This is a genomic window from Marinitoga hydrogenitolerans DSM 16785 (assembly GCF_900129175.1).
GTDB classification, from domain to species: domain Bacteria; phylum Thermotogota; class Thermotogae; order Petrotogales; family Petrotogaceae; genus Marinitoga; species Marinitoga hydrogenitolerans.
Map to the genome: position 1 here is coordinate 46545 of NZ_FQUI01000007.1, position 26494 is coordinate 73038.

28 protein-coding genes, 2 tRNA genes and 1 pseudogene are annotated in these 26494 nt (G+C 26.6%); 5 read left to right on the forward strand and 26 right to left on the reverse strand.

Annotation, left to right across the window (positions count from 1 at the left end):
- Positions 1-9 precede the first annotated feature (9 nt).
- The 5 genes from BUA62_RS03500 to BUA62_RS03520 are packed head-to-tail and all read right to left on the reverse strand — an operon-like array spanning position 10 to position 4425.
- Positions 10-822: a carboxypeptidase-like regulatory domain-containing protein gene (locus BUA62_RS03500; protein WP_072863500.1), complete on the reverse strand. Its 813-nt coding sequence runs from the start codon at positions 820-822 to the stop codon at positions 10-12.
- Between the two features lie 8 nt (positions 823-830).
- The gene (locus BUA62_RS03505) at positions 831-1469 is read right to left on the reverse strand and encodes an MBL fold metallo-hydrolase (RefSeq protein WP_072863502.1); all 639 of its coding nucleotides are present in this window, start codon (positions 1467-1469) and stop codon (positions 831-833) included.
- A 46-nt stretch (positions 1470-1515) separates the two neighbouring features.
- Positions 1516-2994 (reverse strand): apolipoprotein N-acyltransferase, encoded by a 1479-nt coding sequence (lnt, locus tag BUA62_RS03510; RefSeq protein WP_084670679.1) that lies wholly within the window; start codon positions 2992-2994, stop codon positions 1516-1518.
- A 4-nt stretch (positions 2995-2998) separates the two neighbouring features.
- Positions 2999-3973 (reverse strand): adenine nucleotide alpha-hydrolase family protein, encoded by a 975-nt coding sequence (locus BUA62_RS03515; protein ID WP_200782304.1) that lies wholly within the window; start codon positions 3971-3973, stop codon positions 2999-3001.
- Complete coding sequence (locus BUA62_RS03520; RefSeq protein ID WP_072863504.1) at positions 3958-4425, reverse strand: metallophosphoesterase family protein; 468 nt, start codon at positions 4423-4425, stop codon at positions 3958-3960. The genes BUA62_RS03515 and BUA62_RS03520 overlap by 16 nt, the downstream gene beginning before the upstream one ends.
- A 135-nt stretch (positions 4426-4560) precedes the next feature.
- Between BUA62_RS03520 and BUA62_RS03525 the strand changes: the two genes are divergently transcribed.
- Together BUA62_RS03525 and BUA62_RS03530 are read left to right on the forward strand one after the other, a co-directional pair.
- Positions 4561-4637: transfer RNA gene (locus BUA62_RS03525), tRNA-Arg, on the forward strand.
- Positions 4638-4687: 50 nt separating this feature from the next.
- On the forward strand, positions 4688-4960 hold the full coding sequence (locus tag BUA62_RS03530; RefSeq protein WP_072863506.1) for a stage V sporulation protein S: 273 nt from the start codon (positions 4688-4690) through the stop codon (positions 4958-4960).
- A gap of 80 nt (positions 4961-5040) precedes the next feature.
- Here BUA62_RS03530 and BUA62_RS03535 read toward each other — a convergent pair whose 3' ends face one another.
- Positions 5041-5841 (reverse strand): hypothetical protein, encoded by an 801-nt coding sequence (locus tag BUA62_RS03535; RefSeq protein ID WP_072863508.1) that lies wholly within the window; start codon positions 5839-5841, stop codon positions 5041-5043.
- A 14-nt stretch (positions 5842-5855) separates the two neighbouring features.
- Positions 5856-7670 carry a heme NO-binding domain-containing protein gene (locus BUA62_RS03540; protein ID WP_072863510.1) on the reverse strand — a complete coding sequence of 605 codons (1815 nt, stop codon included), beginning with the start codon at positions 7668-7670 and terminating at the stop codon, positions 5856-5858.
- A gap of 97 nt (positions 7671-7767) precedes the next feature.
- Between BUA62_RS03540 and BUA62_RS03545 the strand changes: the two genes are divergently transcribed.
- A tRNA-Pro gene (locus BUA62_RS03545) sits at positions 7768-7843 on the forward strand.
- Between the two features lie 71 nt (positions 7844-7914).
- Here BUA62_RS03545 and BUA62_RS03550 read toward each other — a convergent pair.
- From BUA62_RS03550 to BUA62_RS03595, 10 genes are all read right to left on the reverse strand, one after another.
- Positions 7915-8406: an adenosine-specific kinase gene (locus BUA62_RS03550; protein WP_072863512.1), complete on the reverse strand. Its 492-nt coding sequence runs from the start codon at positions 8404-8406 to the stop codon at positions 7915-7917.
- A complete protein-coding gene (locus BUA62_RS03555; protein WP_072863514.1) occupies positions 8390-10591 on the reverse strand; it encodes an HD domain-containing phosphohydrolase in 2202 nt (733 codons plus the stop codon). Before BUA62_RS03555 ends, BUA62_RS03550 begins: the two co-directional genes overlap by 17 nt.
- A gap of 116 nt (positions 10592-10707) precedes the next feature.
- Positions 10708-11352, reverse strand: a complete 645-nt coding sequence (locus BUA62_RS03560) for a peroxiredoxin (protein WP_072863516.1) — start codon at positions 11350-11352, stop codon at positions 10708-10710.
- Positions 11353-11502: 150 nt separating this feature from the next.
- On the reverse strand, positions 11503-12471 hold the full coding sequence (locus tag BUA62_RS03565) for a potassium channel beta subunit family protein (protein ID WP_072863518.1): 969 nt from the start codon (positions 12469-12471) through the stop codon (positions 11503-11505).
- A 70-nt stretch (positions 12472-12541) separates the two neighbouring features.
- On the reverse strand, positions 12542-13693 hold the full coding sequence (locus tag BUA62_RS03570) for an Eco57I restriction-modification methylase domain-containing protein (protein ID WP_072863520.1): 1152 nt from the start codon (positions 13691-13693) through the stop codon (positions 12542-12544).
- A gap of 72 nt (positions 13694-13765) precedes the next feature.
- A complete protein-coding gene (locus tag BUA62_RS03575; RefSeq protein WP_072863522.1) occupies positions 13766-14605 on the reverse strand; it encodes an EamA family transporter in 840 nt (279 codons plus the stop codon).
- A gap of 5 nt (positions 14606-14610) precedes the next feature.
- Positions 14611-15384: a ZIP family metal transporter gene (locus BUA62_RS03580; RefSeq protein WP_072863524.1), complete on the reverse strand. Its 774-nt coding sequence runs from the start codon at positions 15382-15384 to the stop codon at positions 14611-14613.
- 203 nt (positions 15385-15587) lie between these two features.
- Entirely contained in the window at positions 15588-16067 is a 480-nt protein-coding gene (locus BUA62_RS03585) for a hypothetical protein (protein ID WP_072863527.1), read from the reverse strand.
- A 5-nt stretch (positions 16068-16072) separates the two neighbouring features.
- Positions 16073-16693 (reverse strand): hypothetical protein, encoded by a 621-nt coding sequence (locus BUA62_RS03590; protein ID WP_072863529.1) that lies wholly within the window; start codon positions 16691-16693, stop codon positions 16073-16075.
- Between the two features lies 1 nt (position 16694).
- Positions 16695-16928 carry a helix-turn-helix transcriptional regulator gene (locus BUA62_RS03595; protein ID WP_072863531.1) on the reverse strand — a complete coding sequence of 78 codons (234 nt, stop codon included), beginning with the start codon at positions 16926-16928 and terminating at the stop codon, positions 16695-16697.
- Positions 16929-17017: 89 nt separating this feature from the next.
- Between BUA62_RS03595 and BUA62_RS03600 the strand changes: the two genes are divergently transcribed.
- Positions 17018-17239 (forward strand): AAA family ATPase, encoded by a 222-nt coding sequence (locus tag BUA62_RS03600; protein WP_268776003.1) that lies wholly within the window; start codon positions 17018-17020, stop codon positions 17237-17239.
- Positions 17240-17302: 63 nt separating this feature from the next.
- Here the strand turns inward: BUA62_RS03600 and BUA62_RS03605 are convergent, their stop codons facing one another.
- Genes BUA62_RS03605 through BUA62_RS03630 form a run of 6 tightly spaced genes read right to left on the reverse strand, consistent with a single transcriptional unit; the run spans position 17303 to position 21890 of the window.
- Complete coding sequence (locus BUA62_RS03605; RefSeq protein ID WP_072863552.1) at positions 17303-17959, reverse strand: metallophosphoesterase family protein; 657 nt, start codon at positions 17957-17959, stop codon at positions 17303-17305.
- 2 nt (positions 17960-17961) lie between these two features.
- Positions 17962-18579 carry a hypothetical protein gene (locus tag BUA62_RS03610; protein ID WP_072863534.1) on the reverse strand — a complete coding sequence of 206 codons (618 nt, stop codon included), beginning with the start codon at positions 18577-18579 and terminating at the stop codon, positions 17962-17964.
- Positions 18579-19157: a pyridoxal 5'-phosphate synthase glutaminase subunit PdxT gene (gene pdxT, locus BUA62_RS03615; protein WP_072863536.1), complete on the reverse strand. Its 579-nt coding sequence runs from the start codon at positions 19155-19157 to the stop codon at positions 18579-18581. The genes BUA62_RS03610 and pdxT overlap by 1 nt, the downstream gene beginning before the upstream one ends.
- 2 nt (positions 19158-19159) lie before the next feature.
- The gene (gene pdxS / locus BUA62_RS03620; protein ID WP_072863538.1) at positions 19160-20035 is read right to left on the reverse strand and encodes a pyridoxal 5'-phosphate synthase lyase subunit PdxS; all 876 of its coding nucleotides are present in this window, start codon (positions 20033-20035) and stop codon (positions 19160-19162) included.
- A gap of 19 nt (positions 20036-20054) precedes the next feature.
- On the reverse strand, positions 20055-21350 hold the full coding sequence (locus BUA62_RS03625; protein ID WP_072863540.1) for a nicotinate phosphoribosyltransferase: 1296 nt from the start codon (positions 21348-21350) through the stop codon (positions 20055-20057).
- 57 nt (positions 21351-21407) lie between these two features.
- A complete protein-coding gene (locus BUA62_RS03630; protein WP_072863542.1) occupies positions 21408-21890 on the reverse strand; it encodes a methylated-DNA--[protein]-cysteine S-methyltransferase in 483 nt (160 codons plus the stop codon).
- A 222-nt stretch (positions 21891-22112) separates the two neighbouring features.
- Between BUA62_RS03630 and BUA62_RS03635 the strand changes: the two genes are divergently transcribed.
- Positions 22113-22937 (forward strand): SDH family Clp fold serine proteinase, encoded by an 825-nt coding sequence (locus BUA62_RS03635; protein ID WP_072863544.1) that lies wholly within the window; start codon positions 22113-22115, stop codon positions 22935-22937.
- A 97-nt stretch (positions 22938-23034) separates the two neighbouring features.
- Here the strand turns inward: BUA62_RS03635 and BUA62_RS03640 are convergent, their stop codons facing one another.
- The 3 genes and pseudogenes from BUA62_RS03640 to BUA62_RS11460 all read right to left on the reverse strand — a co-directional run.
- The gene (locus tag BUA62_RS03640; protein WP_084670680.1) at positions 23035-25398 is read right to left on the reverse strand and encodes a Lon protease family protein; all 2364 of its coding nucleotides are present in this window, start codon (positions 25396-25398) and stop codon (positions 23035-23037) included.
- Positions 25399-25452: 54 nt separating this feature from the next.
- The gene (locus tag BUA62_RS03645; RefSeq protein WP_072863556.1) at positions 25453-26076 is read right to left on the reverse strand and encodes an IMPACT family protein; all 624 of its coding nucleotides are present in this window, start codon (positions 26074-26076) and stop codon (positions 25453-25455) included.
- Positions 26077-26169: 93 nt separating this feature from the next.
- A pseudogene (locus tag BUA62_RS11460) lies at positions 26170-26494 on the reverse strand (transposase); the annotation flags it as partial.

Consider the following 26494-nt stretch of genomic DNA (forward strand, 5'->3'; position numbering starts at 1 on the left):
CAATGTTTTTTATTGTCCTTCTCCTATATATAAATTTATTTCCTCTTTATTAGTATCTAAAGTTGTTGCACTATCTGTAATTATATAAGAAGAAAAATCTAAAGAATTGCTATCTATATTTATACCTGAATAAGCTACAGCTATTTTATAATTTTTTGTTAAATCCAATTTTATTTTATTAAACCTATATTCTCCATTTGAATTAGAAAGCGTTGAATAAAGTATTGTAGAATAATTTGTATCGGTTATTAAAACAGTTCTATGAGGCTTTGGTGTTTGACTTTGAATATCATCGAAAACATATCCTGATACATTTTTATAATCGGCGTTTGAATCAGCTATCATCCATAATCTAAAATTAGGTGTAAAATTTGTGTCTCCACTTAACGATGTTCCTAAATCAAGATCGACTATTACATTATAATCTCTACCAGGATAAAATTCTGATGTATCTAATTTTAAGGTTATTTCTGTTGAAGTTATAGTAATTTTTTTACTTCCAATATCTATTGTAGAATCCAAAGTAATGTTTATTTTTGAATTTTTTAATAGATTTTCATCTATTACTTCAATTCTTTTCATTATTAGTAATGTTCCTGATAATGTTAAAAAATTTATATTTTCGTTTCTAAGTAAAATTATTTTTGTAGCATCTGAAGATAAATTTATTTCTTTTATATTTATTTCTGCTTTTGATATATTTTCATCTGGTGCATCTGTTAAATAAAAAGATATTACAGATTTTTCTGAATTATCATTTTGAGTTATACAAGAAGCCAATAGTAATAATATTATTAGTAATAAATATAATATTTTTTTCATTTCTCACCTCAAAGGTCAAACAATAATATTTTCGATTCTGTTGCATTTAATTGTTCTTTGCTTAATACATAGTCTTTTCCAGCATTTGTAACTGAACTCATCATCAAATTTAAAAAATTTTCTACTGAACTAATTGGAAAATTTATATATTTTGTTTTAAAATGCATTGGAATAATTAATTTTGGTTTTACTTTGTTAACAATATCTTTTGCTTCATTTGCATCTATAGTATAATATCCTCCAACAGGAATCATTAATATATCTATGTCTTTTAATTCATTTAAAACTTTTTCATCTGGTATATCGCCTAAATCTCCACAATGAGCTAAGGTTAATCCATCTGAAAATTTCATTTTAAAAATAATATTTTCTCCTCTTTCATGACCATAAGACTTATCATGATATGTTTTTAATCCTGTAATTTTTACACCTTTTGATAAATGTTTTCCTGGTGTGTTTATTAATATATATTTACCTCTAATCAAATGATGTGCATTGTGATCAAAATGTTGGTGACTCTCAGTTATTATATCTGGACTATAATCTGGTAAAGGATAACCAACAGTTTCATCAAACGGATCAGTTAATATCTTTATATTCAAATACTCAATCCCAAAACAAGAATGTCCAAACCACTTTATTTTCATATCCACCCCTCCTTTTTTTGTCTCATTTCTAATATTAAAAAAATATCTAAATCAAACTAAAGAGCATAGCTAATATTAATATTATAATAATTATAATATTTGCATATTTTGTATAAAATGTTTCTTTACTTTCAATTGGAACATTGAAATTTGCACTCGAATATGTTTTTATAGGTAATGTTTCAACTATTCTTCCATATTTATCTACTATACCTGTGATTCCAGTGTTAGAAACCTGAATAAATGTTCTTCTATTTTCTGCTGCTCTTAAAACACTTTTTGAAAAATGTTGAAGTAATGCTGTTTTATGACTAAACCAGCCATCATTTGATATTGCAATTAAGAACTGCGCCCCATTTTTTACAAAATTTCTCGATACTTCAGGAAAATATGTTTCAAAACATATTTGAACACTAAATTTTTTATCTTTTAAATTTAAAACCGAATAATCACTACCTGGTGTATAATAATTAACTAACTTAAAGAAAGAAAATATTCTAAATATATTTTCATATGGCAAAAATTCCGCAAATGGCATCAATTTTATTTTGTTATATATATTTTCTATTTCTCCACTTTTATTTAGATATAATGCACTATTATAAAACTCTTTTTTCTCTGAATTATATATTGGAAATCCTATTATCCAATTTTTATTCGATATTTTTACAGCTTCTTGAATTATTCTAAATATTTCTGATTCTCTAATATCTTTTATAAATATTGCTTCTGGTAAAATTAACAAATCTGTTTTATCATTATTTTCCTGCAAATAATTTGATATTTCAACATATGAATTCCACATATTATCTGAATATTTTACTTCCTGTGGAACATTTGTCTGAAAAACACTTATTTTTACAGCATTTTCATTCATTTTTATTAATGGTAGTTTTTCTGAAATTGCAAAATTTATTACATATAATGATCCTATTATAATAATAGCATATTTTAATCTTTCTCTTTCACGAACAAACGCAATAAAGGAATTAACTAAAAGAATTAATATTGTTAAACCTATTGTCCCTGTAAATGGTAGAATTTGTAAAAAACCTGTATGCAAATATAATGCATCTGAAAGATTCCCACCAGTAAAAGCAAAATCACCAAATTGTTTTAACACCTCTGCTGCAGCATATGAAAAAACAGAAAATAATGTTATGGATTTAAAATTTATTACTCTTGATTTTCTAAAATATAATTCCCCTAAAAACCAGATTATATAATATGGTAGGGTTAATATTAATATCATCAATAAAAATGAAAAAAATCCTATATATCCTGGAAATGAATTTATTACCTCTGGTATGTTTTTTGATAATACAGGTATTTCCCACCATAATGTGGAAAACATTAAAGAATATGAATAAAGAAAAACTTTAAATAATCTTTCAAAGGTTCCTTTAGATTTTGAAAATGAATATAAAAATGGAGCTACTGAAAACCAAATTAAAAATGAAAAAAGATTTCCTGGCATTGCCAGTCCTGTCAACACCCCTGAAATAATTGGCAATAAATAATTCAAAATATCACTCCTCTATAAACTGAAAATCTACAGCATGAAAAGTTGACAATCTTTCATTTCTTGATTTTTTCCATATTACTTTTATAGGTGCAGCAAATTCTGGTTGTAATCTTCCTTTTTCTATCCAATATCTCGATTCTTCATTTCCAAATATTCCAGGATTTGCACTAATAGTTAGCTCTATTGGTTTATTTATAATATAAACCTCATCTATACTCTTTTCATCTTTTAATATTTCAACAATTTCATCATATATCTCTTTTGGAGGATGTGGCTTTATATTTATTAAAGCTATATTTTTTGATAAAGGTCCTATTATTTTTACATTTGCTATTTCTCGTTTATATTCATATCTATCTAAAATATCGTGAATTATCTCATTTGCAAATGAAACAGCTCTTCCATGATAATCCATATTTACCAATAATTTTAATAAATGCTTTAGTTTGCAGCCCTCTCTGTGAGCATTTTCACCTACTCTTCTTATATTTAAATTATATTTTTTAACTATCGCTCTTAATTCTTCTTTGGTTAATCCTATAATAGGTGAATATAGATTGTTCATAACCTTTATGCATGTTTTTCCCCATGAATCAGACTGATTAGCTCCTGTTGCTACTAGATTATTTTTTGCTATATCCTTTACTCCTGACATTTTTAATTGTTTTGTACATTGATTACAATTTGGACCGTGGATCATAATTTTATGCTGCGCTTTATGTTTGTCTGCAAATTCTATTTCAAGCCCTAATTCTTCTGCTGTTTTTAAAACGGATTCTACACTTTTTGAATATGTAAATGGGCCAAATAATACATTTACAAGTTTTACCTTTTCTGGACCTAAAGCTTCTTTTGCCAAAAAAGCTGCCACTGTACTATCCATACCACCAGAAAAAGCTACATATAATATTTCGTCTTTCACAATGTTTTTTATTTCTGTCTTTATTTGTTCAATTTTTAAGTTTAAACTTGCATCCACATTAATAATATTTCATCACCCCTTATCTCTAATTCTGCATAACTTCCTTCACAAAATGCTCCTGGATTAATACATCGAATACCATTTATATTTTTATCGTCTTTTCTATGAGAATGACCATATACTAAAATATCTATATTTTGAAATCTTTTAATTAACTTCGTTGGATCACCCCAACCTGCCTGATGGCCATGTATCATTCCAATATTATAATTGCCTAATTTTATTATTCTTTTTTCTGGTAAAGTGTATTTTACATCATAATAATCAACATTTCCAAAAACACCGTAGAAAATAGGTTTTTGTGCTTTAAAATAAAAAATTACATCTTCTTCAACAAAATCTCCAGTTGCTAAAATATAGTCGTAATTGGAATAATTTATTTTCTCTAAATATTCATATCTACTTCTTGTTGGAATATGAATATCTGAAATTAAAAGAACCTTTATCATATTATCACCCACATTTATTATATCAAAATTATCTTAAAAACTTTATTACTTTTTTATAATTTTCTTTTTTTATTAGGAAAATTCTTCTACCCTCTTGATTAAATTGCAATTTTACAGTATAATATATTTTGAGACGCACCTGTAGCTCAATTGGATAGAGCGTCGGACTTCGGATCCGCAGGTTGGGGGTTCAAATCCCTCCAGGTGCGCCAATTCCACTAATACATGTAGAAATAGTAGTAAAAAAAGGGAGGTAAGATTTATGGCAGAGGTAGAAGTATTGAAAGTTGCTGCAAATTCAAAACCTATCGCTATCGCTGGCGCATTAGCTGCAATTATTAGGGAAAAGGGGAAAGCTGAAATTCAGGCTATTGGTGCTGGTGCAGTTAACCAAGCTGTTAAAGCTATTGCTATTGCAAGAGGTTATGTTGCACCAAGTGGTGTTGATTTAGTATGTATTCCAGCATTTGTTGATGTTAAAATTGAAAGTGAAGAAAGAACAGCTATTAAATTTGTTGTACAACCAAGATCATAAAATAAAAAGGGCTTTAAAGCCCTTTTTATTTTATGATTTATTCTCTTTCTATAAATTTTTAATGCTTTTTTATATTATGTTTATATTGCATTCTCTTCAAAGAAAAATCTTGTTATTTTTTGTACAGTTTCAAAAACATCTGATTCTTCTTTTTCAATTACAGTATCTCTGGAAATAACTAGAATATATTTTAGTTCACCATTTTTTGAATACGGTGTAATATATTTAATGTTAAAAACTTCATAATAAGCTTTTTCCTCATCTGTAAAATTAAAAATATTATAACTTTTTCCGTTTATTAATCCTTCATTCATTCCTTCAAATAATTCTATTTCATCTGGCAAACTTAATTTTCCAAATTTTTTCAATAATTTCTTATCCTGAGAATATAATCCTACTGTTGAAAAGAATATTTCTGATATACTTCCTAATAATGTATCCATAAAGTCTTTTTCATCCATTTTTTTTGACAACAATTTAACAATACTTTCTATACCGGACAATTGGTAAGATAGCCTATCAACAACCATTTCAAGTCTATATTTTTCATATATTTCTTCCTCTTTATCAAATACCATATTTAAAATTCTAATTAACATTTTATCTTCAAAGCTACCGTCAAATAATAAATAGGTGTTAAATGGAAATTTAAGTATATTTACATCTTCTAATTCTATCATTAGCTCTTCAAGAGTATCAAAATCTAACTTTTTGGGATTATACCCTTTAGAATCTAAAATTATCCACTTATTTTTTTCTGATCTAACTATAACTATTTTTTCACTATTTGTCTCTTTTTTTATTAATTCGCCAATTATGTTATAAAATGAAGGTGTACCAAGATATGATGCTAATTGATAAACTAAATATTTATTCTCCATTTTTCCATCCCCTTTTAAATATTTATTCCTTCAAAGTTGTCATATAAAATATTTATATATCCACCAATCTTTTCTACTTCTGTAAGAATTTCTTTTGTGTTAATTAAGAAGTTTTGTATAGATGCACTTATTTCTTCTGCTGTTGCTGCACTTTCTTCAGAAATAGCTAATAAACTTTCTATGTTTTGAGTTGTGTTTTCTAACATTTTCTCTTCATTTTCTAATTTTACAATTAAATCACTTATTTCTGCTGCAATTTGTGAAATTTCTTCACTGGATTTTTTATTTTCTAAAGAACTTTTATTTAAAGTTTCTGACTGATTTTTCATTTCTTCAAATTCACTTGTTAATTTTTCTGTTAATTCATTAATTCCTTTAGTTACTGTTCCTAAAAACTCTGATATATTATTTGCTGATTCTTTTGATTCTTCTGCCAATTTTCTTATTTCATCTGCAACAACTGCAAATCCCTTCCCACTTTCACCAGCTCTTGCTGCTTCTATTGCCGCATTTAATGCTAGTAAATTAGTTTGTTCTGCTATACTCATTACTGTAGAAGCTATTTCTTTAATTTGTTCTGCTTCTTTTTGCAATTTATCTCCAAGGTTTACTAATTCTTTAAATCTATTGCTCATTTCTAAAATTCCTACTGATGATTTTTCAACATTTTTAGAAGATTTCAATATTTCCTCTACTGCATTATTTAAGGATTCTACCATTTCACCTTCTTTATCAACTATTTCAGATAATGTTTGAACATTTGAATTTACAGCTTCTGAAACATTTTCTGTATCATTACTAATTTGAATTGATGTATCTGCAACTTGTTGTGCTAAATCTTGCATTGTATCTATTAAATCTTTTAAATTATGCGCAGACTCATTAACTGTACTTACTGCTCCTTCTATTTCTTGTACATCTCCTGTAACACCGAGCAAAATTTTTCTAAATTCATCAGTTAATTCATAAGTTGAATCTGTTATTTCCTGTATTTCTTTAATTCCTTTAAGTTTCACAGGATAGTCAAAATTTTTATTTTTATAATTTTCTAATATATCAAGAATAATTTTATGTCCTTTGATATAATCCAATATTCCTATATAGGATAAAATGAAAAATACAATACCTGTTGTAACTGATGCTATAAGGTTATTAGGAATATATGTAAAAGATAACCAAGAAATTAATATTACCAATAATGGCATAATAACTAAATATACACTTTTTAATGATTTAAATATTCCTAATGAAAGAATTTTAAATACATTCATTTTTTCTATTTTCACATAAGCTTTTTCTGCTGTTAATTTGACTCTTAAATAATTTAAGTCTCCCTCTTTTCCGGTATCGACAATATCAATATCTATTTTTTCATTGAAATGCTCTCCTACACCTTCAATTAAACCCAAAAAATAATCAGAAAACTCTCTTTTAGATTTATATGTTAAATATGCTTGTGTAGAAGTTATTGGCTGAAATATAATTCTTGGGGGCAAAATTCCCAATCTTCTCGTTAATAACATATGAATAGTATCCATAGCTGCCAAAAATGCAAGAGCTGATGGTTTTTTGAAAAATAACGGATACCATTTATGGAATGTTTTAATATTTTCTTTCCCTGTTTTTCTCATCATTTCTGACCTTCTAATATTACTTTTTTCAGCAATCTCTTTTATTATTTTTTCCAATAAATTTTCATCAAAATCCTCTAAAAGTGACCCTTTTTCTTTTGGATCAATATTATTATTGCTTAAAACTTCATCAATTCTTTCATCACCAAATAATCTTTTCCACGTTTCAATCCATGTATAAACTAACAATTTTTTCATATAATCACCCCCAAAATATCATTGTCTAAAAAAATTTTATCTTATTCATTTAAATTATACCATAATTTATTTTTTTATGATATAATATTTTTTAGTTCGGGGAGTAGCGCAGATGGTAGCGTGTCAAATTCGGGATTTGAAGGTCGCCGGTTCGACTCCGGTCTCCCCGACCAGAACAACCTGGATTAAAATCCAGGCATTTTTTTATAAAAAATATAAAAGATAAAACCGGATTTGCCCGGTTTTATCTTTTATACCCTGTTATATTTCTTAAAAATTCATATCTTTTCTTTTTATCTTCTTCTCCTTCAACTCCTAATGGTGGTTGTCCATCAACAACTCCAATAACACCTCTTCCTAAATCACTTTCTGCAACTAAAACTTGCAAAGGATTAGCTGTTGCTGCAAAAATATTTACTATCTCTTGAATCTGTTTCAATCGAGGAAGAATATTTATTGGATATCCATTCCTTATTATTAAAATGAAAAAATGACCTGCTCCAACATTTTTTGCATTTTCTATTGCTATATTTATTAATTCATTATCATTCCCATCAAATCTTACCAATCTTGGCCCACTTGCTTCATTAAAAGCAACTCCAAATTTCATTCCAGGAACTGTTGTCACAATTGTTTCATAAATATCCTCTACAGTTTTTATAAAATGCGATTGACCAATTATAACATTACAATCAGAAGGAAATTTAATATCAACAGTTTCAATTTTTAATTCCACTATTTTCACCTCCACTGTTATTTATTTCATTCCATATTTTATCTAATTCATTATGATAATTTTTAAATATTTCTAAAATTTCCTTGTGAAAATGTGCAGGATTTGTTCTATTATCTCCTTTAATTATTATTTCAACACATTTTTCATGAGAAAGACTTTCTTTATATGGTCTTTTTGCCCTTAATGCATCATATATATCTGCTATTTTTACAATTGCCGCTTCAATAGGAATTTGTTCGCATTTTAATCCATATGGATATCCACTACCATCACAATTTTCATGATGATATAGAGATATATTTAAAGCCATATCAAAGTATCTATCATCTGCAAATAAATCTTTTGCATGTAATGTATGCTTTTTCATTATTTCAAATTCTTCATCTGTTAATTTCCCTTTTTTATTTAAAATTTCATAAGGAACATATATTTTACCTATATCATGTAAAGGGGAAAATTTTCTAATTTTTTCAACAAAAGTTTCATCATATCCCATTTTTTCTGCTAAAAATGCCGAAATTTCTCCAACTCTATATATATGTTTACCTGTAATATCATCATGCCCTTCAGCTATTGAAGCTAATTTTTCTGCAAAATTAAAATATATATTTTCAATTTTAGTAAGTTCGAACTTTTTATATAAAAATATTTTAGCTAAATTAACATAAGCTTTAAAAATTTCCTGACTGTCTTTTGAAAAGCCTTTTTCATGTATTGTTTCCACTGATATAACTAAAGAACACCCTTCTAAATCTGTTATATAGATTAGTGCATATTTGAATTTTTTTGTTGCTAATTCTAATTTATCAACAACATCTTTATTCAAAATATCTTTATCATAATTAAATATCTCATCAAAACTAAGAACATTTACAGTATCTCTATTTCCTTTTAAATCTATATTCATTTCTATTTCTAAATTTTTTAATATTTCAATATTATGCCCTATTGCCGCAATATATTGCCATTTTCCATTTTTTATAATCGATATACTACCATATTTTGCTTCTTCTATATGATTAATGACATAATTTAATACAGACTCAAAATACTCTTCCATCATCAAGTCTTCATTATCTAACATCGTTATTAATTTTATTATTTCATAAAACATCTCATTTACATTTTTTAATCTATTATATACCTTTTTTATCTCATCTGTTAATAATTCAAAATTCATAAAAGAGGCTATCATTGTTCCTATTAACTTTTCATAACTTTCAGAAATCAAATTTATTTCTTTAATTTTATATTTATTTGAAAAATATGGTACTTTCTTTTCTTTTATATTTAAAGAAAAATTATTCATTGATTCTGAAATTACTAATATTGGTTTTATTACATTTTTTATTAAAAAATTATAATACACATATCTAAAAATAACTATAATTAAAATCGATATCAAAACAAATATACTCATTCTTTTTATTACATTTGTTTTTAATATATCAATATTAAACTGAGAAATAATATAAATATCTGGTATAATTTCGCTATATGCATATATATTATCATCATATTTCACAACATCAAACTCTTTTTTTATTTCTATTTTTTTTATTTCATTTTTATCCATAGTATTATTAAATAATAATTCTCTATTACTTTTCTTTATAATATAAAAATTATAATACTTGCCTTGTACTGTGGATTTTAACATTTCATTTATTTTTTCACTATTCAGATCCAATCCAACTACACCAATAACTTTTCCCTCTTTTTTTATAACTTTTGATAAAGTAAAAACTATTTTTTTTTGCTCAGGAGTTTCATATGAATGGCTGATTATAACTTTTTTGTTATTTAAAGCCAATTTATACCAATCTTTATTTAAAGGATTGAAATTTTTCGGTATATTTATTTTTGGATATACATATAAATCCCCTTTTGTACTTGAAAAATAAGCATATTTTAAATCAAATTTATTAAAATCATAAATTGTTTTTATTATTTTTTTTATATCCTCTGTTTCTCTTATAAGATTATCGATATTTTCCAATATATATTTTTTATTTTCAACTAGTTCAAACAATCTGTTGGATATAATATTCATATCTTTCTTTAAATCTTTTATTTTTTCACTTTCTTCATTTTTATAAGACTCATAAGTAAAAAATATTCCTATAGATAAAATTATAATAAATAACGTTATTATAACACTATCAAAAAATTTCTTTATTTCCATTTTACCATCTCCAACTCCAAAAAGTTTCTTATAATTCTCATAATTATTATATCACAAAATCTTATTTTTATTTTAACAAAAAAAAGCGCTTCACAATGAAGCGCTTTTAATTTTTATTAATCATCTATTTTCTTAAATACAAACCACCAATCATAACCTTCATAATTTTTTAACCTTTCTTGAGCTGATTTTACATTTGATGCTGGTGGAATAATAACTTTATCTCCTATTAACTCATTATTTGGCCAATTTGCAGGCATTGCAGCTTTTGATTTATCAGATAATTGCAAAGCTTTAACAGCTCTAATAATCTCATCTAAGTTTCTTCCTAATTCTGGTGGATAATAAATAATTGCTCTTACAACACCTTCTGGATCCACAATAAATACTGCTCTTACTGTATGTGAAGCAGATGCATGAATTAACCCCAATCTTTCTGCAGCCTTTCCTCTGTCATCCGCAATAACTGGATATTGAATTTCAACTCCTAATTTCTCTTTAATCCAGTTAATCCAACTGATGTGAGAAAAAACCTGATCAATACTTAAACCTATTAATTCAGTATTTAATTTTTTAAATTCATCATATCTTTTTTGGAATCCTACAAACTCTGTTGTACAAACAGGTGTAAAATCTGCTGGATGGCTGAATAATACAAACCATTTACCTTTAAATGCTTCTGGCAATTTCATTTTTCCATGAGTTGTTACTACCTCTAATTCTGGGAATTTTTCTCCTATCAATGGAATTCTATTTTCCATTTTACCACCTCCGAAATTTGTTATAATTTTATAATGATTTCATTTTTATTATAACTCTTTTTTTGGTTTAAGTCAACTATAAAATATTAAAAAACATTTGCAAGTATATTAAAAAAAGCAGCTGATTCCTCAGCTGCTTAATAATTATAATTATTCTGGTTTATTATTCAATATTTTTTCAATTTCTTCCATTATTTCATCTGAAAGTTTTTCTTTTATTTCAACTGCCTTCATATTATCTTTGACCTGTTCCACTCTACTTGCACCTGTTATAACTGTTGAAACATTTTGATTTTTTAATAACCATGCTAATGCTAATTGAGCCATTGTTGCATCTAAATCTTTTGCAATTGCTGACAATTTCCTTACTTTTTCTATATTTTCATCAGATAATAATCCTTTTTCTTTCATATTTTCTGCCAGTCTTGAGAATTTAGCTAATCTACTATCTTCTGGGATTCCATCGTTGTATTTTCCTGTTAAAATTCCACTTGCTAAAGGACTCCATGTAGTTAAACCCAAACCATATTTTTCATATAAAGGTTTAAACTCTTTTTCAACTTTTTCTCTTACAAACATATTGTATTGAGGTTGTTCCATGGTCGGCGGAATACAATTTAATTTTTCTGCTGCTTCAAACGCTGCCTCTATTTGCTCTGCACTCCATTCTGATGTTCCCCAATACATAGCCAAACCATTTCTAATAATATAATCCATAGCTAAAACTGTTTCTTCAATTGGTGTATCTGGATCTGGTCTGTGACAAAAAATCAAATCCACATAATCTAATTGCAATCTTTTTAATGAATTCCATGTTCCCTCGAGTAAGTGTTTTCTTGATAAACCTCTATCATTCGGACCATTTCCTCCCCAAAAAATCTTTGTTGATATAACTAAATCTGTTCTTCTGTATTCTTTTAAAGCCATACCCATTAATGATTCTGAAAGTCCATTTGCATATGCTTCAGCATTATCAAAAAAATTCACTCCATGATTAAACGCCTCTCTCATACAAGCTTTTACATTTTCAACATCTAATTGATTTCCAAATGTTAACCATGAACCAAAAGATAATTCACTTACTTTGATACCTGCTTTTCCAAGTCTTCTATATTCCATTTTCATACCCCCTTGTTTTTTGTTAGTTATACTAATTATATCATATTTAATTTTAAAATCAAAACAAATTTTATAAGAATTCCTCAAATTCTTTAGGGAGTATAGTATTTTCTAATTTTCTTTGATTAAACATATATCTTCCATCACATACAAATCCTAACTCTTCCCAATCCACATTATTCAGCATATCTTTAAATCTAATAATATCTATTTCTTTTTTTGGAAATATTCCCAATATAGTACCATCATAATATATAGAATTATGAATAAAAAATGGTTTTTTATCTCTTGTTCTGGTATTTACATATACTCGCGGTTTATTTGAAATATAAAAATCCCTGCCCCATTTAAACCAATTTTTCTCGTCAAACTTTCTTATTTTTCTTTTTATCAATTCTTTTTTATATTTTTTTATATGCTCATTTACTATATTATAAATCATTCTTTTTGTTTTTCCTGTTCTTTTCGTATATGAACAAACTACATCTATATTTCCACTTTCATGGTTAAAAATATTATTTGCACCAGTAACCCCTCCAACTTTTACATATGCTATATCTTTTAGTTGTAAAGTATAATTATTATTTTTTAAAAATAAATAATGCCCATCTATATTGTAAAAATATTTTATTTCTCCATTATAATTGCATCTTCTATCAAAATTATTTTTTTCATATCTCCATATTACAACATTTGGAGAAAACTCATAACCAAAAATTCTTTCGTCACCAAATTCAATAACATCAGTAATTGTTCCATTTTCATATAATAGATTATTTAATTTAATTGATGAGGTTAAACTAAAAAAATCTCTTGGTGTAATAAAAATTATTTCTCCATTATCTGTTAAATGTAAAAATGATTTATATATAAAATATAAAAACAAATTACTCCTTTTATCAAGAAATTCCATTGGTAATTTCTTTTTTGTTGTTGGTATAATATCTTTAAAAGCGACATATGGTGGATTACCAATAATAGTATCAAATTTTTCCATTATTGGATAATCAAAAAAATCCATTTTTAAACAATTTGAAGATTCAACTTCTTTTTCAATTCCAACTACATTTTTTCCTTTTAATAAACGCAAAAAAACTCCATCCCCACATGATGGCTCTAATATTCTATTTCCATTTTTTATTAAATTAATCATTTTTTTTGCAATAAATTCTGGTGTAAAAACCTGTCCTAAACTCTTAATTTTATAATTTTCTTTCGCCATTTCTCTCTCCTATATATTTTTTCTAAAAATATAGAAAAACTACCATTTCAATAATATTTCTTTAATTTTTATTTATAAGTAAATTACAAAGGCTCCTAAGATTAATAATATAGTTCCAAAAACACGAATAGTGATATTTTCTTTAAAAATATATTTAGCAAAAAATGCTGTTATCAGAGCAGAGCTCATAGAAACTGGTTCTGCAATACTAACATCAATATATTTAAACATCTTTAGTAATGCAATATATGAATATGCATTAGATATACCGCCACTTATTAACGAAGAAAATTTTCTTTTAATTATATTTATATGTGGTTTTATTGATTTATACTTTATAATAGTTATTATAAAAAAGTATATGCTTACAATTAAATATATTGATATAGAATAACTCAGCGAATCTATATTTTTAACAAAATATCCATCAATTGTTCTTCCTATAGCCATTAAACCTGAAGAAAAAAGCATAGCTAATGCCCCTTTACTTTTAAAAATATTCTTATATGATTCTTTTAAATTTATATCTTTTTTCAAAAAAGAAACTCCATATAGCATTAATAAACTTCCTAATATTTTGGTAATTGTTATTTTTTCATTTAAAAATATAGCTGTTGTTATAATCAAGAATATAACATTCATATTATATAATGGTGCAATTACAGAGGCATCTTCATTTGCTAAGGCATAAACATATAAAAAAAATGATAATGAATAAATAGTGCCACTAAATATTGCTGATTTTAATGACAATATAGTTATATAATTAAAAAATGGGAAAAATGCCAAAAATGAAAAAAAGAAAAAAGCCCACGAAGAAAGTATTTCATCTTCATGGGTTGCTATTTTTTTTCCTGCAATTCTTTCATAACCTAGTAATGTTATTCTTATGATTAACCATAAATACACCATTTTAATCATCCTAATGCATTATCAAGTGTCATCATTAATAAAAATCCGAAAATTAATGAAAAAGTTGCAGCTCTTTCATAACCATGCGAATGTGTTTCTGGAATAATTTCATCACTAATAACATACAACATTGCCCCCGCTGCAAGAGCAAGGAAAAACGGCAATGCTGGTCTCATTAATACAATAAATCCTGCTCCAACAACTCCACCTATTGGTTCAACCCATCCAGAAAATGCAGAATACCAAAAAGCTTGTTTCTTAGTATATCCTGCTTTTAAAAAGGATACTGCAGTTGCTGTGCCTTCTGGAATATTTTGAATCCCTATTGCCGTTGCCACAACTATACCATTTTTTATCATATCTGTTGTACCACCACCAAAACTAACTCCAACTGCCATACCTTCTGGAAAATTATGCAAAGTTATAGCAATTACAAAAAGCCATACTTTTTTTACTAACGCCATATTTGGACCTTCATGCCCTTTTAAAAAATGTTCATGAGGAGCAAATGTATCCATTAATTCTAAAATTACAGCGCCTACTATTATACCTATTGCTGTAATAGTAATTCCACCTAAATCTATTGCTGGAACAATTAATGAAAACATTGTCGCCGCAAGCATAACACCAGCTGCAAACCCTAAAGCCATATCTAATTGTTTTTCTGTCATTGTTTTTTTCATAAAAAAAATTGGCAATGCACCAAGTGATGTAGCACTACCAGCTATTAAACTCGCTAATGCTCCATACATAAATACCTGACTTCCAGTTAATTCCATATATTCACCTCCATAAAATATTTACTCTTCTTTTGATATATCCGATTATTTACAGCTATAAAAAATAGTTTTTTAACTTTTATTTTATTATTATATTATATCATATCTTAAAACAAAAATTATAAGAGTGTCTAATAAGAGTGTCTAAAATTTTCTCTATAATGATTAAATTATGCTGTGAGATAAAAAATGAGGCCTTCGCCTCAAAATTCATATTCTCCTTGTAAAAAAGGAATTGGAATATATGGCTCTCTATCTTTTTCCCATGTTCTTTCTCCTGCACTTATTGGAAGTACAAAATTTCCTGATAAAGATAAATTAATTTTATTATTATTCAATGGAAATCCATATTTTACACCAATTCCAGATAAATATAGTTGTTCATATTGATATGGAACAACAATCAATACCCTGCTGTTAAGTCCTATAGACAAATTTTTTGTAATAAAATAGTCTACATTTAAAGCTGGTGAAAACAAATAATTCCATTGCTCTGGATTTTTTTTATCTGGTTCTAGTATGAAACCTAAGGAGCCTCCAATTTGAATACTATCCATGTTATAACAAACACCAAAATATGGAAATAATGCACCCGATACTGCTATTCCTATTGTATAAGAAAAACTGTTAGAAAAGGAGAATATTGACAGAATCAAAATAAAAATAATAATATTTTTTTTCATTTTTCTCACTCCTTTCTTAGGGTTTGAAAACCTAAAAATATTAAAGGGATCCCTATTAATGAATATACTAAAATTCCAACATAATCAAATCTCCTTTTAAAGATTAAAAAAGTAAAAAAAATTGCTGCGAAAAAAAATAATATTGAACCCAATATTCTATATTTTATCGATATCCATGTCATTAATAAAACTAATAACCATGGGATTAATTGTATTAATGTTTCAATAGAAAAACCATGTGATAATATTGTAAACATAAATAAAATCAGAAATATTGTATAACCTGTTCTCTTTATAACCTTTTTTCTTTCATATATATATCCAATATACAAAATATTTTTCAATAAAAGAGGAAAAAGTGTATAGAAAAAAAATATTTCTTTAATAGGCTGTCTTGAAAGAGATAGAAAAAAAGCAGATATTGCAATAGTTATATACAACGTAATATTAGATGTTTTATATCTTAAATATCTTTCCATTTCATCAATTTTCTTTGAAAAAATATCTTTATATATCTCTATTCCTATTATTATTAAATATAATAAACCAAACCAACTATTTGCTGAAACTAATTGAGTTATCAAAAATAATAATAATATTTCAACAATAAATAAATATTTTTTCACTTTAATTCACTCCTTTCGTTAAAGTGCTTTCATTTAAATCTTCTTTTTCTAAAATAAATAAATCTTCCACTTTACAATTAAAAAAATATGCTAATTTTAAAGCTAATGATACTGATGGAGAATATTTGCCTTTTTCTATATAATTAATTGTTTGTCGTGAAACTCCTATTTTTTTTGCTAGTTCTTCTTGAGTTATATCAAACATTGCTCTATATACCTTTAATTTATTTTTCATAAAACTCCCTCCTATTGTAATTATAAAACTTACTTGACAAAATGTCAAGTTTTTTTGATATTTAATATTAACATTATATTTCTAAATGTATACGATTTTGTTTATTTACAGACGAATACGATCATTTTGCAAATGAATTATTGAGTTTTAATCTTGATTTATTCAAAGATAGCGTAACAAAGCATGGATTTGTAAGGAAATTCTATGAAGAAATAAAAAAAGGAACACAAACAATAATAGAAAGACTCTTCATGACAGGTGTGAGTCCGGGACTATCCAAAATTCTGTGCAAATTGATAATAGTTGATTAATGGAGATTATTATAAAATATTAGTTATTATATGTTTTATTAATTTTTAATAAAAAGTTAGAATTTACACTGAGATTATTTTATAATTATTGTTTTTATCAATCCCTAATGCTGATAATTTTCCACCATAAACACATCCTGTATCTATATCTATACTGATAATTTCATTGTTTTCATTTTTATGAAAATATATTTCATATTCTCCTGTTATATAAAATGTTGGTGTATGTCCATGAATTATAATATAATTTTCATATCTTTTCTTTTTCATATAAAATTCATCTCTTATCCAGAGTAAATCTTTTTCATTCTGATTTGTTAAATTTATTCCATATCTAATTCCTCCATGAACAAATAAATATTTTTGCTCATTTACTTGTTCTATATGATATAATTTTAAAGATTTTATAAATTTAATATATTTTTCTCCTATATTATTATTAAAGCTTTTTAAAGTTGTTGATGCACCATTTCTAAACCATACTCCTTCTGCATATTTTCCTCTTTGTTCTATATAATCAATCATCATATCCTCATGATTTCCTTTTAAAAATATAGCTCTTTTTTTAATTTTAAATAGTAAATCGAGGACCAATTTTGAATCTGGTCCTCGATCAATATAATCTCCTAAGAAAATGATTTTATCATTTTCTGGTATTTTATTTATTAATTTTAATAATTTTTCATACATTCCGTGAATATCCGATATTACCCAAATCATGATTAAAATATAGATTTCATTATTAAAATCCAAATTGATGAAACAACAATGCCATAAATCGGAGAAAACACCCACTCTTTAGATTTTTCTTTTACAATAAAGAATCTATAAATTAACCCTGATAATATTGCAACTAAAACCCATTCTATTTTAAATTTGCTTAAAAATATGTATATGGCTAATCTTTCAGATGCTCCTGCTGTATCTTTTATTTGTGAATCTATAATATTAAATGTTCTTTCAATAAAAGAGCCAAAACTTGTTGCCAACATCATTCCAATTAAATAATATATAAACTCATTTGAAATATAAGAAACGCTATAGGCTTTATAAAATATGATATTTATTATCAAAGCTATTGCTAAATACATCAATTCTTTTTTAAATGTTGTTCCTTTTATTCTATATATATCAATAAATATATGATATGTGATTAAAACTAAAAAAGCTATTATCCCAAAAGGATTTTTTAATGAATCAAATGTAAAGGCTAAAATAGATATAATACTCCACACTATATGAGTTGTTAGATTATTCTTTGATTTTAATTTTTCAGAATATACATTAGAAAATGCATGATCAGCAACAAAATGAGATAAAAATCCATGTAAAGGTATCATTATTTCACCTGCTTTTTTGCCACCATTTGTTCTATAAAATATTGATGGACTGAAGGGTCATCTTCTATTTCTGGATGAAATGAGGCAACTAAAATATTATCCTGTCTAACAAGAACTGGTGCATCCTTGAATTCTATTAATCTTTCAATATTTTCTCCATATTTTACTATTTTTGGAGCTCTTATAAATGTAACTTTTATATCTTTTCCTTGAAAACTTAAAATCTCCTCAAAAGAAAATACCTGTCTTCCATATGCATTTCTTTCAACATATATATCTATTAATCCCATTGTTTCTTGTTGGGGATAATTAGCTATCCCTTTAGAAACAACTATCATTCCTGCACATGTTCCAAAAATTGGAAAACCTTCTTGTGCCTTTCTTTTTAATTCTTCCCAAAGACCTGTTTTTTTCATTAATTTTGAAATTGTTGTACTTTCACCACCAGGTATTATTAAACCAGCAACGTCATTTAAGGTTTCTATAGATTTAACTCTAACGGGTGTATGTCCTATTTTTTCAATCATATTTGCATGTTCTCTAATATCTCCTTGAACAGCTAATACACCAATTTTCAATATTACCAACCTCTTTCTTGTAAATGAACATCTAATTGCTCTATTTCTAATCCTTCCATTGCTTCCCCAACATCTTCACTTATTTGCGCTAATTTTTCTGGATCATCATAATGTAATACTGCTTCAACTATTGCCTTTGCCATTCTTTTTGGATCTTTTGATTTAAATATTCCAGAACCAACAAATACTCCGTCTGAACCCAATAACATCATCAATGCTGCATCTGCTGGTGTTGCTACTCCTCCTGCTGCAAAGTTAACAACAGGCAATCTTCCTAATTTTTTAACCTCTGCAACTAAATCCACAGGAGCTCCAATTTGTTTTGCATATGTAACTAATTCTTCTTCTGGCATATTTTGAACTAATCTAATTTCATCCATAACCTGTCTCATATGTTTTACTGCCTCAACAATATTACCTGTTCCTGCTTCACCTTTTGTTCTTATCATTGCAGCACCTTCTGCAATTCTTCTTAGAGCTTCACCTAAATTTCTTGCTCCACAAACAAAAGGAACTTTGTAATCATGTTTGTTTATATGATATTTGTCATCTGCTGGTGTTAGAACCTCAGATTCATCAATAAAATCTACACCTAATGCTTCTAAAATTCTTGCTTCTGCAATGTGCCCAATTCTTACTTTTGCCATAATTGGGATTGAAACTACTTCCATAATCTCTTTTATTTTTGAAATACTTGCCATTCTTGCAACTCCTCCAGCTTTTCTAATATCTGCTGGAACTCTTTCTAAAGCCATAACAGCAACCGCACCGGCTTCTTCTGCAATCTTTGCCTGTTCAGCTGTTGTTACATCCATTATTACTCCATTTTTAAACATTTCCGCAAAACCTTTTTTTACAACCCATGTTCCTTTTTCCATTTTATATTCCTCCTTTTAATTATTCTTCCCAATATCTTTTTGAAATTACGCTTAATCTTGAAAAATCTCCTTTTTTTCTTCCAACTTTTGCACAATGTTTTCCATTAACTTCAACTATATCAGCGGTAAAATCTATTTTCTCCTTTAATAATTTTGATCCTACACCATAGCTATCAACTGGAACATCTAATGTCTCAAAAAGCTTTATTTTTTCTGCATCAAATCCACCAGAAACTAATATTTTTAAATCTTTTAAGCCATAATTATCAAAAATCTGTCTTGCTCTCCATACTAATTCAGGATTTACACCAAGAGACGATTTATCTTTTGGGACTACGCTTTTATCTCTTAAACTTCCAGAAGTATCGAATCTTACACCCCATATTTTATTTTTACCGGAACCTATAACAATTGAAGGATCACTTTCCCCAAGTTTAAATTTTTTACCTGTTATATATTCATAAAATCTATTTATTAATTTTAATGTTGTTCCTATAACATCATTATCCCAATCTACAAGAACTATTCTATTTACATTAGCGTCTATATGCTTATCAAATGCAATAGCTGCTTTTGTGGTATCTCCGTTATAAGAAGCTATTAGTGCATGAGGAATTGTCCCCATTGATTCAACACCCCAATAATCTGCATTAGCATCTGTTGATACGCCAAAAGCTCCTGCTTTTAAAGCTGCATATCCATCAGTAGCTTGAACCCAAAAATGATCAAATCTTGCACTAAAGAATAATATTGGTTTTCCATTTGCTACCTCAACTACTTTCTTTACAGATGTTGCTGTAGAAGTTGCCCTTGCTAAAACACCTAATAATATTGTTTCTAAATAACCAAAATATGATGGGTCACCTTCTATTGTAAGAATTGGTTCCATATTTTTTGCTTCATCACCATCATATAAAGCTTTTACTTCGATTTCATCCCATTTATCAACCCATAAATCATTCAATATCATTCTTAAATCCCATTTTTGCGCTGTTATTTTAAGTAATTCATCTTTATCCATATTATGCGCAGCATTTTGAAGTGCTTTTTCCAAATTTAAAATTTGATTAAATAAATCATTTGCCTTTTCTTCATCTTTATAATATCCTGTTCCAAATCTTAAAATAGCAAGGGCTTCATCTATTCCAACCACTACACAATCTTTCCTTGGAAAATATTGATATAATACATTTACATGTTTATTATCTTTTTTTAAAACCTCTACATATCTTGTAAAATATTTATCAGAATAATATCCCATTCGTATTCTATCTATTGGAACCTTAAATATTTTAGGATGTAATCTTTTTGACATTTTCATCACCTCAAATTAATTATATATTCAAATTTATTCTTAAATGTTTTATATTCGTTAAAGTTTCTTATATACTTTATCTCCTTTAATTTTTATTCCTTCAATTTCTAAGAAATATCTTTTAAATTCAACTCCTCCACTATACTTTCCAATACTTCTATCATTTTTGATAACTCTATGACATGGAAAAATTAATGGTAAATGATTTGAAGCCATAATAGACCCAACAGCACGTGCTGCATATGGATAGCCAGATAATATTGCTAATTCTTTATATGAAACAACCTGTCCAAATTTTACTTTTTTTAAAGCCATTAAAACATCTTTTTCAAATTCGTTTTTATAATAAAGTTTATACGGAATTTCATCCAATACGTCATTTCCTTCTAAATATTCCTTAATTTTATAATAAAAATTTGCAGTATAAACATCATGAAAATTACCCAATTTTTCCTTAGAAAATTCTATTCCCACAATTTTATTACTTTTCACAAACCCTATTATACTACCAAAAACTATATTTATAACAAATTTATACATCAAACTATCCCCCTTGTTATTATTCTATTGTAGTATACCAGAAAAACTTTTATATTCATATACTAATATATTTCAAATATTACCAAATATTCCTTAATATTGTTTAAAAATATCTTGTTATGAAATTTTTTTCATGGTTATATATTTTAATTAAATATTTAGTTTTTTAAATGAAATAATGTTATAATTACAATAATAGAATTATTTAAAAGGAGGGATTGTATGACTACTGGATTTTTAGGTACCTTATTATGGTGGATTTTTATTTTCTACATATTAATGGGACCACAAATGAAGTTTGCACAATTAATCGCTGGAAGAAAAGCTTTATTATCCTCATTATCGAAAAAAAGAAACTCTACTGTTATTACTTTAATTCACAGACAAGAAAGTATGGGTTTTTTAGGTTTTCCTTTTTATAAATATATAAATGTTGAGGATAGCGAAGAGATTTTAAGAGCTATTAGAAAAGCACCAAAGGATAAACCTATTGATTTAATTATACATACACCAGGTGGACTCGTTTTAGCTGCAACACAAATCGCTAAAGCTTTACATGATCATCCAGCCGAAACAAGAGTTATTGTTCCACATTATGCTATGAGTGGCGGAACATTAATTTCTTTAGCTGCAGACCAAATTATTATGGATAAACATGCTGTGTTAGGTCCTGTTGATCCACAATTAGGTCAAAACCCTGCACCAAGTATTGTTAAAGCTGTAGAACAAAAAGGTGTGGATAAAGTTGATGATCAAACATTAATATTAGCAGATGTTGCAAAAAAATCTATATCTCAAGTTCAAAGATTTATTTTTAATGTTTTAAAGAATAATATGGATGAAGAAAAAGCTAAAGAATTATCTCAAACATTAACTGAAGGAAGATGGACACATGATTATCCAATAACAGTTGAAGAAGCTAAAGAACTTGGATTAAATATTTCAACAGACATGCCTGAAGAAGTATATGCACTAATGGATTTATATTCACAACCAATTAGACAAAGAGGAACTGTGGAATTTGTATCATATACAAATAAAAAATAGAATTTCAATTTAAAAGTATTTTTTTAATTAATGAAATCTTAAAATTTTCCAAAAAATTTAAGTAAAACAGGGCAATTTCCACATGGTGGAAGTTGCCCTATTTAAAAAACAAAAATCTTTTCTTAGTTGGATGTAAATGTTTTAATCTCTTTATTCCTTCTAAAACTTGATAATTTACACTATCTTTTTCGAAATTACCATGCTCATCTATTTTTCCAGCCTTTATACCAGTCATTATTTCTATTGCTTCATCAACATTTTTTACTGAATATATATGGAATTTTCCATTTATTATCGCTTCTTCCACTTCATCATTTAACACCAAATTTTTTATATTTTGACATGGTATTATTACTCCTTGTTCTCCTGTTAATCCTTGTATTTTACAAACATTATAGAATCCTTCAACTTTTTCTATAATTCCACCTACTGGCTGAATATTTCCATTTTGATCTATTGATCCTGTAACTGCTATATTTTGGTTAATAGGAATTTGTGAAACTGCTGAAATTAATGATAATACTTCAGCCAATGACGCACTGTCTCCTTCAAGCATTGAATATACCTGTTCAAAACTTATTGATGCTGAAAATACCATATGTTCATCAAGATGATATTTTGAATAGAAATAATTTTCTATTATCATTGTAGATTTTCTGTGTATTTTACCACTAAGATCTGCATCTCTTTGTATGTCAAGCAAACCTGCTTGTTTTGCAGAATATACTTTTGCTGTGATTTTTACAGGAACTCCAAAAGAATAGGAATCTACTTCCATTACTGTTAAACCATTTATTTGTCCTATTTTTTTACCTTTTGTTTCTAAAATTAATTGCCCATCTTTTATTGATTCCATTATTTTATCTTTATATAATGAAAACATATTTTCATGTTTTTTTATTGCCTCTTTTACTGAATTACCATCTACATACGGAATGGTATCACTATATCTTTCTGATATATAATTAGATTCTAAAATTATATTTTTTAATAATCCAAATTTTGCTGATATTTTGTCATTTTTACCATTTAATCTGCATGAATACTTTATCAATTCTTCTATGGCCTTTTTTGTAAAATCCTTTAAATTGTTTTCTTTTATTATATTTTTTACAAACATTGAAAAGTATTCTGCATTTTCTTTATTTAATTCTATTTCTGTATCAAATGGAACTTTTATATTGAATAATTTTTTGAAATCAGGATCATATGAATATAATAATTCATACATCCATTCTTCACCAATCATTATTACTTTTATATTTAATGGTATTGGATCTGGCTCTAATGTATGTACCACACTTAATCCTATTTTGCCTTCGAGATTTTCTATTTTTATTTCTTCATTCATTAATGCATTTTTTAATGTTTCCCATACATATGAACTTTTTAATATTTTTTCTGCATCTAAAATTAAATATCCACCATTTGCTTTATGTAATAACCCAGGTTTTATCATTGTAAAATCCGTTTTCAATACACCCATTTGTGATATATATTCAATTTTTCCTATTAAAGATGAATATGTAGGATCTGTCGCTTCTATAACAGGCGCTCCACTAATTGCCGAATTGTCTATAATAATATTTACCGAATATTTTTTCTTATAATATTTTTGTAAATTTTCATCAGAGAGTATTTCAGGAAAATTTTCTGATATATCATTTTTTATTTCATTCAAATATTCTATTATATCTGAATTATCATTATACGTTTTTAATAATTCTTCAAAAATTCCTGAAATTGTAAATAATGCCCAATATTTTTCTAAATTTCGTAATTCTTCTCTGTAATTTTTATCCATTTCTGTAATTTTTACCATCGTTTTTTCCATCAACTGCCTTAATATTGTTGTTTTCTCTTCGTATTGATTTTTTACTTCATCTGGTAATTTATCATATTCTTCATCTGTTAATTCTTTTCCTTCATATACAGGTATTGTTACTGCACCATTTGATGTAAATTGTAATTTAAATCCTAATTTTTCTACTTGAGTTTTTAATTCTTCCCAAATTTTTTTTCTTTCAAAAAGATATTCTTGCTCTAATTGTGTTCTCTTTTTTGAAAAATCTTCACCTTCTAAACCTTTCTTCAATGCATTAAATGACATTTCTACTGTTTCTTCTAATTCTTTTTTAAAAATCTTCGATGTACCAGATTTTAATGATATTGCTTTTGGTTTCATTGAATCCTTAAAATTAAATACATATACATAATCTCTCGGTGTTTTTTTGTTCGTTGAATATTTTGATAATATATTTTTTGCAAATGTTCTTCTTCCAGTATTTACTGGACCTGTTATAAATATATTATGTGTTTTCTGTTCTATTTCAAGCCCCATTAATATTGCTTCATATGCTCGTTTTTGACCTATGTAATCTTTCATTGGCGAAAGTTTTTCTGTATTATCAAAGTTTAGCTCTGGCATATTAATTTTAAAACTATCAAAGTTTAATTTCACGATTTCATCCCCTTTATCTTTTATTATATTTCCCCCAATCAATTTTTATTCACTTTAATTTTTAATTTCGATTCCAATTTCATCATTTTTCAAATATTTAATTGTTCCTTTTGTTTTAAGTATTTCAAGAATTTCTTTTTCTTTACTTTCTTCAATTGCTATTTCAAATTTTACATCTGCCATAAATTCCTGTTTTGTCATCTTCCACCCATCTACTCTCTTTAATAATCTTTCTATTTCCGCATATTTAGAATAATCTGTTTTTACTTCATAAATTTTTAAATCAATATATTTAGCTATTTTTGAATTTAATATTGTATTTTCTGCACATTGCGAATATGCATCTATTAATCCTCTAACTCCTAATTTCACACCACCAAAATAACGCGTAACAACAATTGCTATATTAATTAAATTATGCTTTTCAATAACACCAAATATGGGTTTTCCTGCTGTTCCTGAAGGTTCGCCATTATCTGAATAATTAAATTTATTTCCTTCAACTTTATACGCCCAACAATTATGTGTTGCATTTCTATATTTTGAAGAAATTTCCTTTATAAATTCCTTCGCTTCTTCCTCTGTATGAAGTTTTTTAGCATTTCCAATAAATTCAGAGCGTTTAATTTTTATTGTTGTTTCTTTTGGCTTTAATATTGAATAATAAATTTTAATCACTCCCAATTTTTTTCTATATAATGATTATATCATATTAAAATTTTAAATATATATAATTTTTATAAGAAAACTCTAATAGCCTGTCTAAAAAGTCTAAAGGCCAAAAAAATTAGAAATCTTTTTTAAAGGTAAATTATGAAAAAGATTAAAAAGAACAATAAGATTGAATAAAACAACAGTAATACCAGCAAAAGTCAAATAATTTCTATTTCTAACATACCAAACATATTCAGTACCAAAAGACATATCCATAATACCATTAACTCTTTCAATCTCCCAACGTAATTTATAATCATTCTTAAAAGCAATTCTAAAAGATTTCATAACATATCTATTATAAGATTCATAATATTTAGTATTTCTTTTATTTAAGTCAATAACTGGTATAGAATTAGAAGACTTAATTTTTGAAAAAATA

Bases quoted from the DNA above. Each gene is read 5' to 3' on its own strand.
- BUA62_RS03500 (WP_072863500.1), bottom strand. From the start codon at position 822: ATGAAAAAAATATTATATTTATTACTAATAATATTATTACTATTGGCT.
- BUA62_RS03505 (WP_072863502.1), bottom strand. From the start codon at position 1,469: ATGAAAATAAAGTGGTTTGGACATTCTTGTTTTGGGATTGAGTATTTG.
- BUA62_RS03520 (WP_072863504.1), bottom strand. From the start codon at position 4,425: ATGATAAAGGTTCTTTTAATTTCAGATATTCATATTCCAACAAGAAGT.
- BUA62_RS03530 (WP_072863506.1), top strand. From the start codon at position 4,688: ATGGCAGAGGTAGAAGTATTGAAAGTTGCTGCAAATTCAAAACCTATC.
- BUA62_RS03535 (WP_072863508.1), bottom strand. From the start codon at position 5,841: ATGGAGAATAAATATTTAGTTTATCAATTAGCATCATATCTTGGTACA.
- BUA62_RS03540 (WP_072863510.1), bottom strand. From the start codon at position 7,670: ATGAAAAAATTGTTAGTTTATACATGGATTGAAACGTGGAAAAGATTA.
- BUA62_RS03555 (WP_072863514.1), bottom strand. From the start codon at position 10,591: ATGGAAATAAAGAAATTTTTTGATAGTGTTATAATAACGTTATTTATT.
- BUA62_RS03560 (WP_072863516.1), bottom strand. From the start codon at position 11,352: ATGGAAAATAGAATTCCATTGATAGGAGAAAAATTCCCAGAATTAGAG.
- BUA62_RS03565 (WP_072863518.1), bottom strand. From the start codon at position 12,471: ATGGAATATAGAAGACTTGGAAAAGCAGGTATCAAAGTAAGTGAATTA.
- BUA62_RS03570 (WP_072863520.1), bottom strand. From the start codon at position 13,693: ATGGCGAAAGAAAATTATAAAATTAAGAGTTTAGGACAGGTTTTTACA.
- BUA62_RS03575 (WP_072863522.1), bottom strand. From the start codon at position 14,605: ATGGTGTATTTATGGTTAATCATAAGAATAACATTACTAGGTTATGAA.
- BUA62_RS03580 (WP_072863524.1), bottom strand. From the start codon at position 15,384: ATGGAATTAACTGGAAGTCAGGTATTTATGTATGGAGCATTAGCGAGT.
- BUA62_RS03585 (WP_072863527.1), bottom strand. From the start codon at position 16,067: ATGAAAAAAAATATTATTATTTTTATTTTGATTCTGTCAATATTCTCC.
- BUA62_RS03595 (WP_072863531.1), bottom strand. From the start codon at position 16,928: ATGAAAAATAAATTAAAGGTATATAGAGCAATGTTTGATATAACTCAA.
- BUA62_RS03605 (WP_072863552.1), bottom strand. From the start codon at position 17,959: ATGATTTGGGTAATATCGGATATTCACGGAATGTATGAAAAATTATTA.
- BUA62_RS03610 (WP_072863534.1), bottom strand. From the start codon at position 18,579: ATGATACCTTTACATGGATTTTTATCTCATTTTGTTGCTGATCATGCA.
- pdxS (WP_072863538.1), bottom strand. From the start codon at position 20,035: ATGGAAAAAGGAACATGGGTTGTAAAAAAAGGTTTTGCGGAAATGTTT.
- BUA62_RS03625 (WP_072863540.1), bottom strand. From the start codon at position 21,350: ATGTCAAAAAGATTACATCCTAAAATATTTAAGGTTCCAATAGATAGA.
- BUA62_RS03630 (WP_072863542.1), bottom strand. From the start codon at position 21,890: ATGTATAAATTTGTTATAAATATAGTTTTTGGTAGTATAATAGGGTTT.
- BUA62_RS03635 (WP_072863544.1), top strand. From the start codon at position 22,113: ATGACTACTGGATTTTTAGGTACCTTATTATGGTGGATTTTTATTTTC.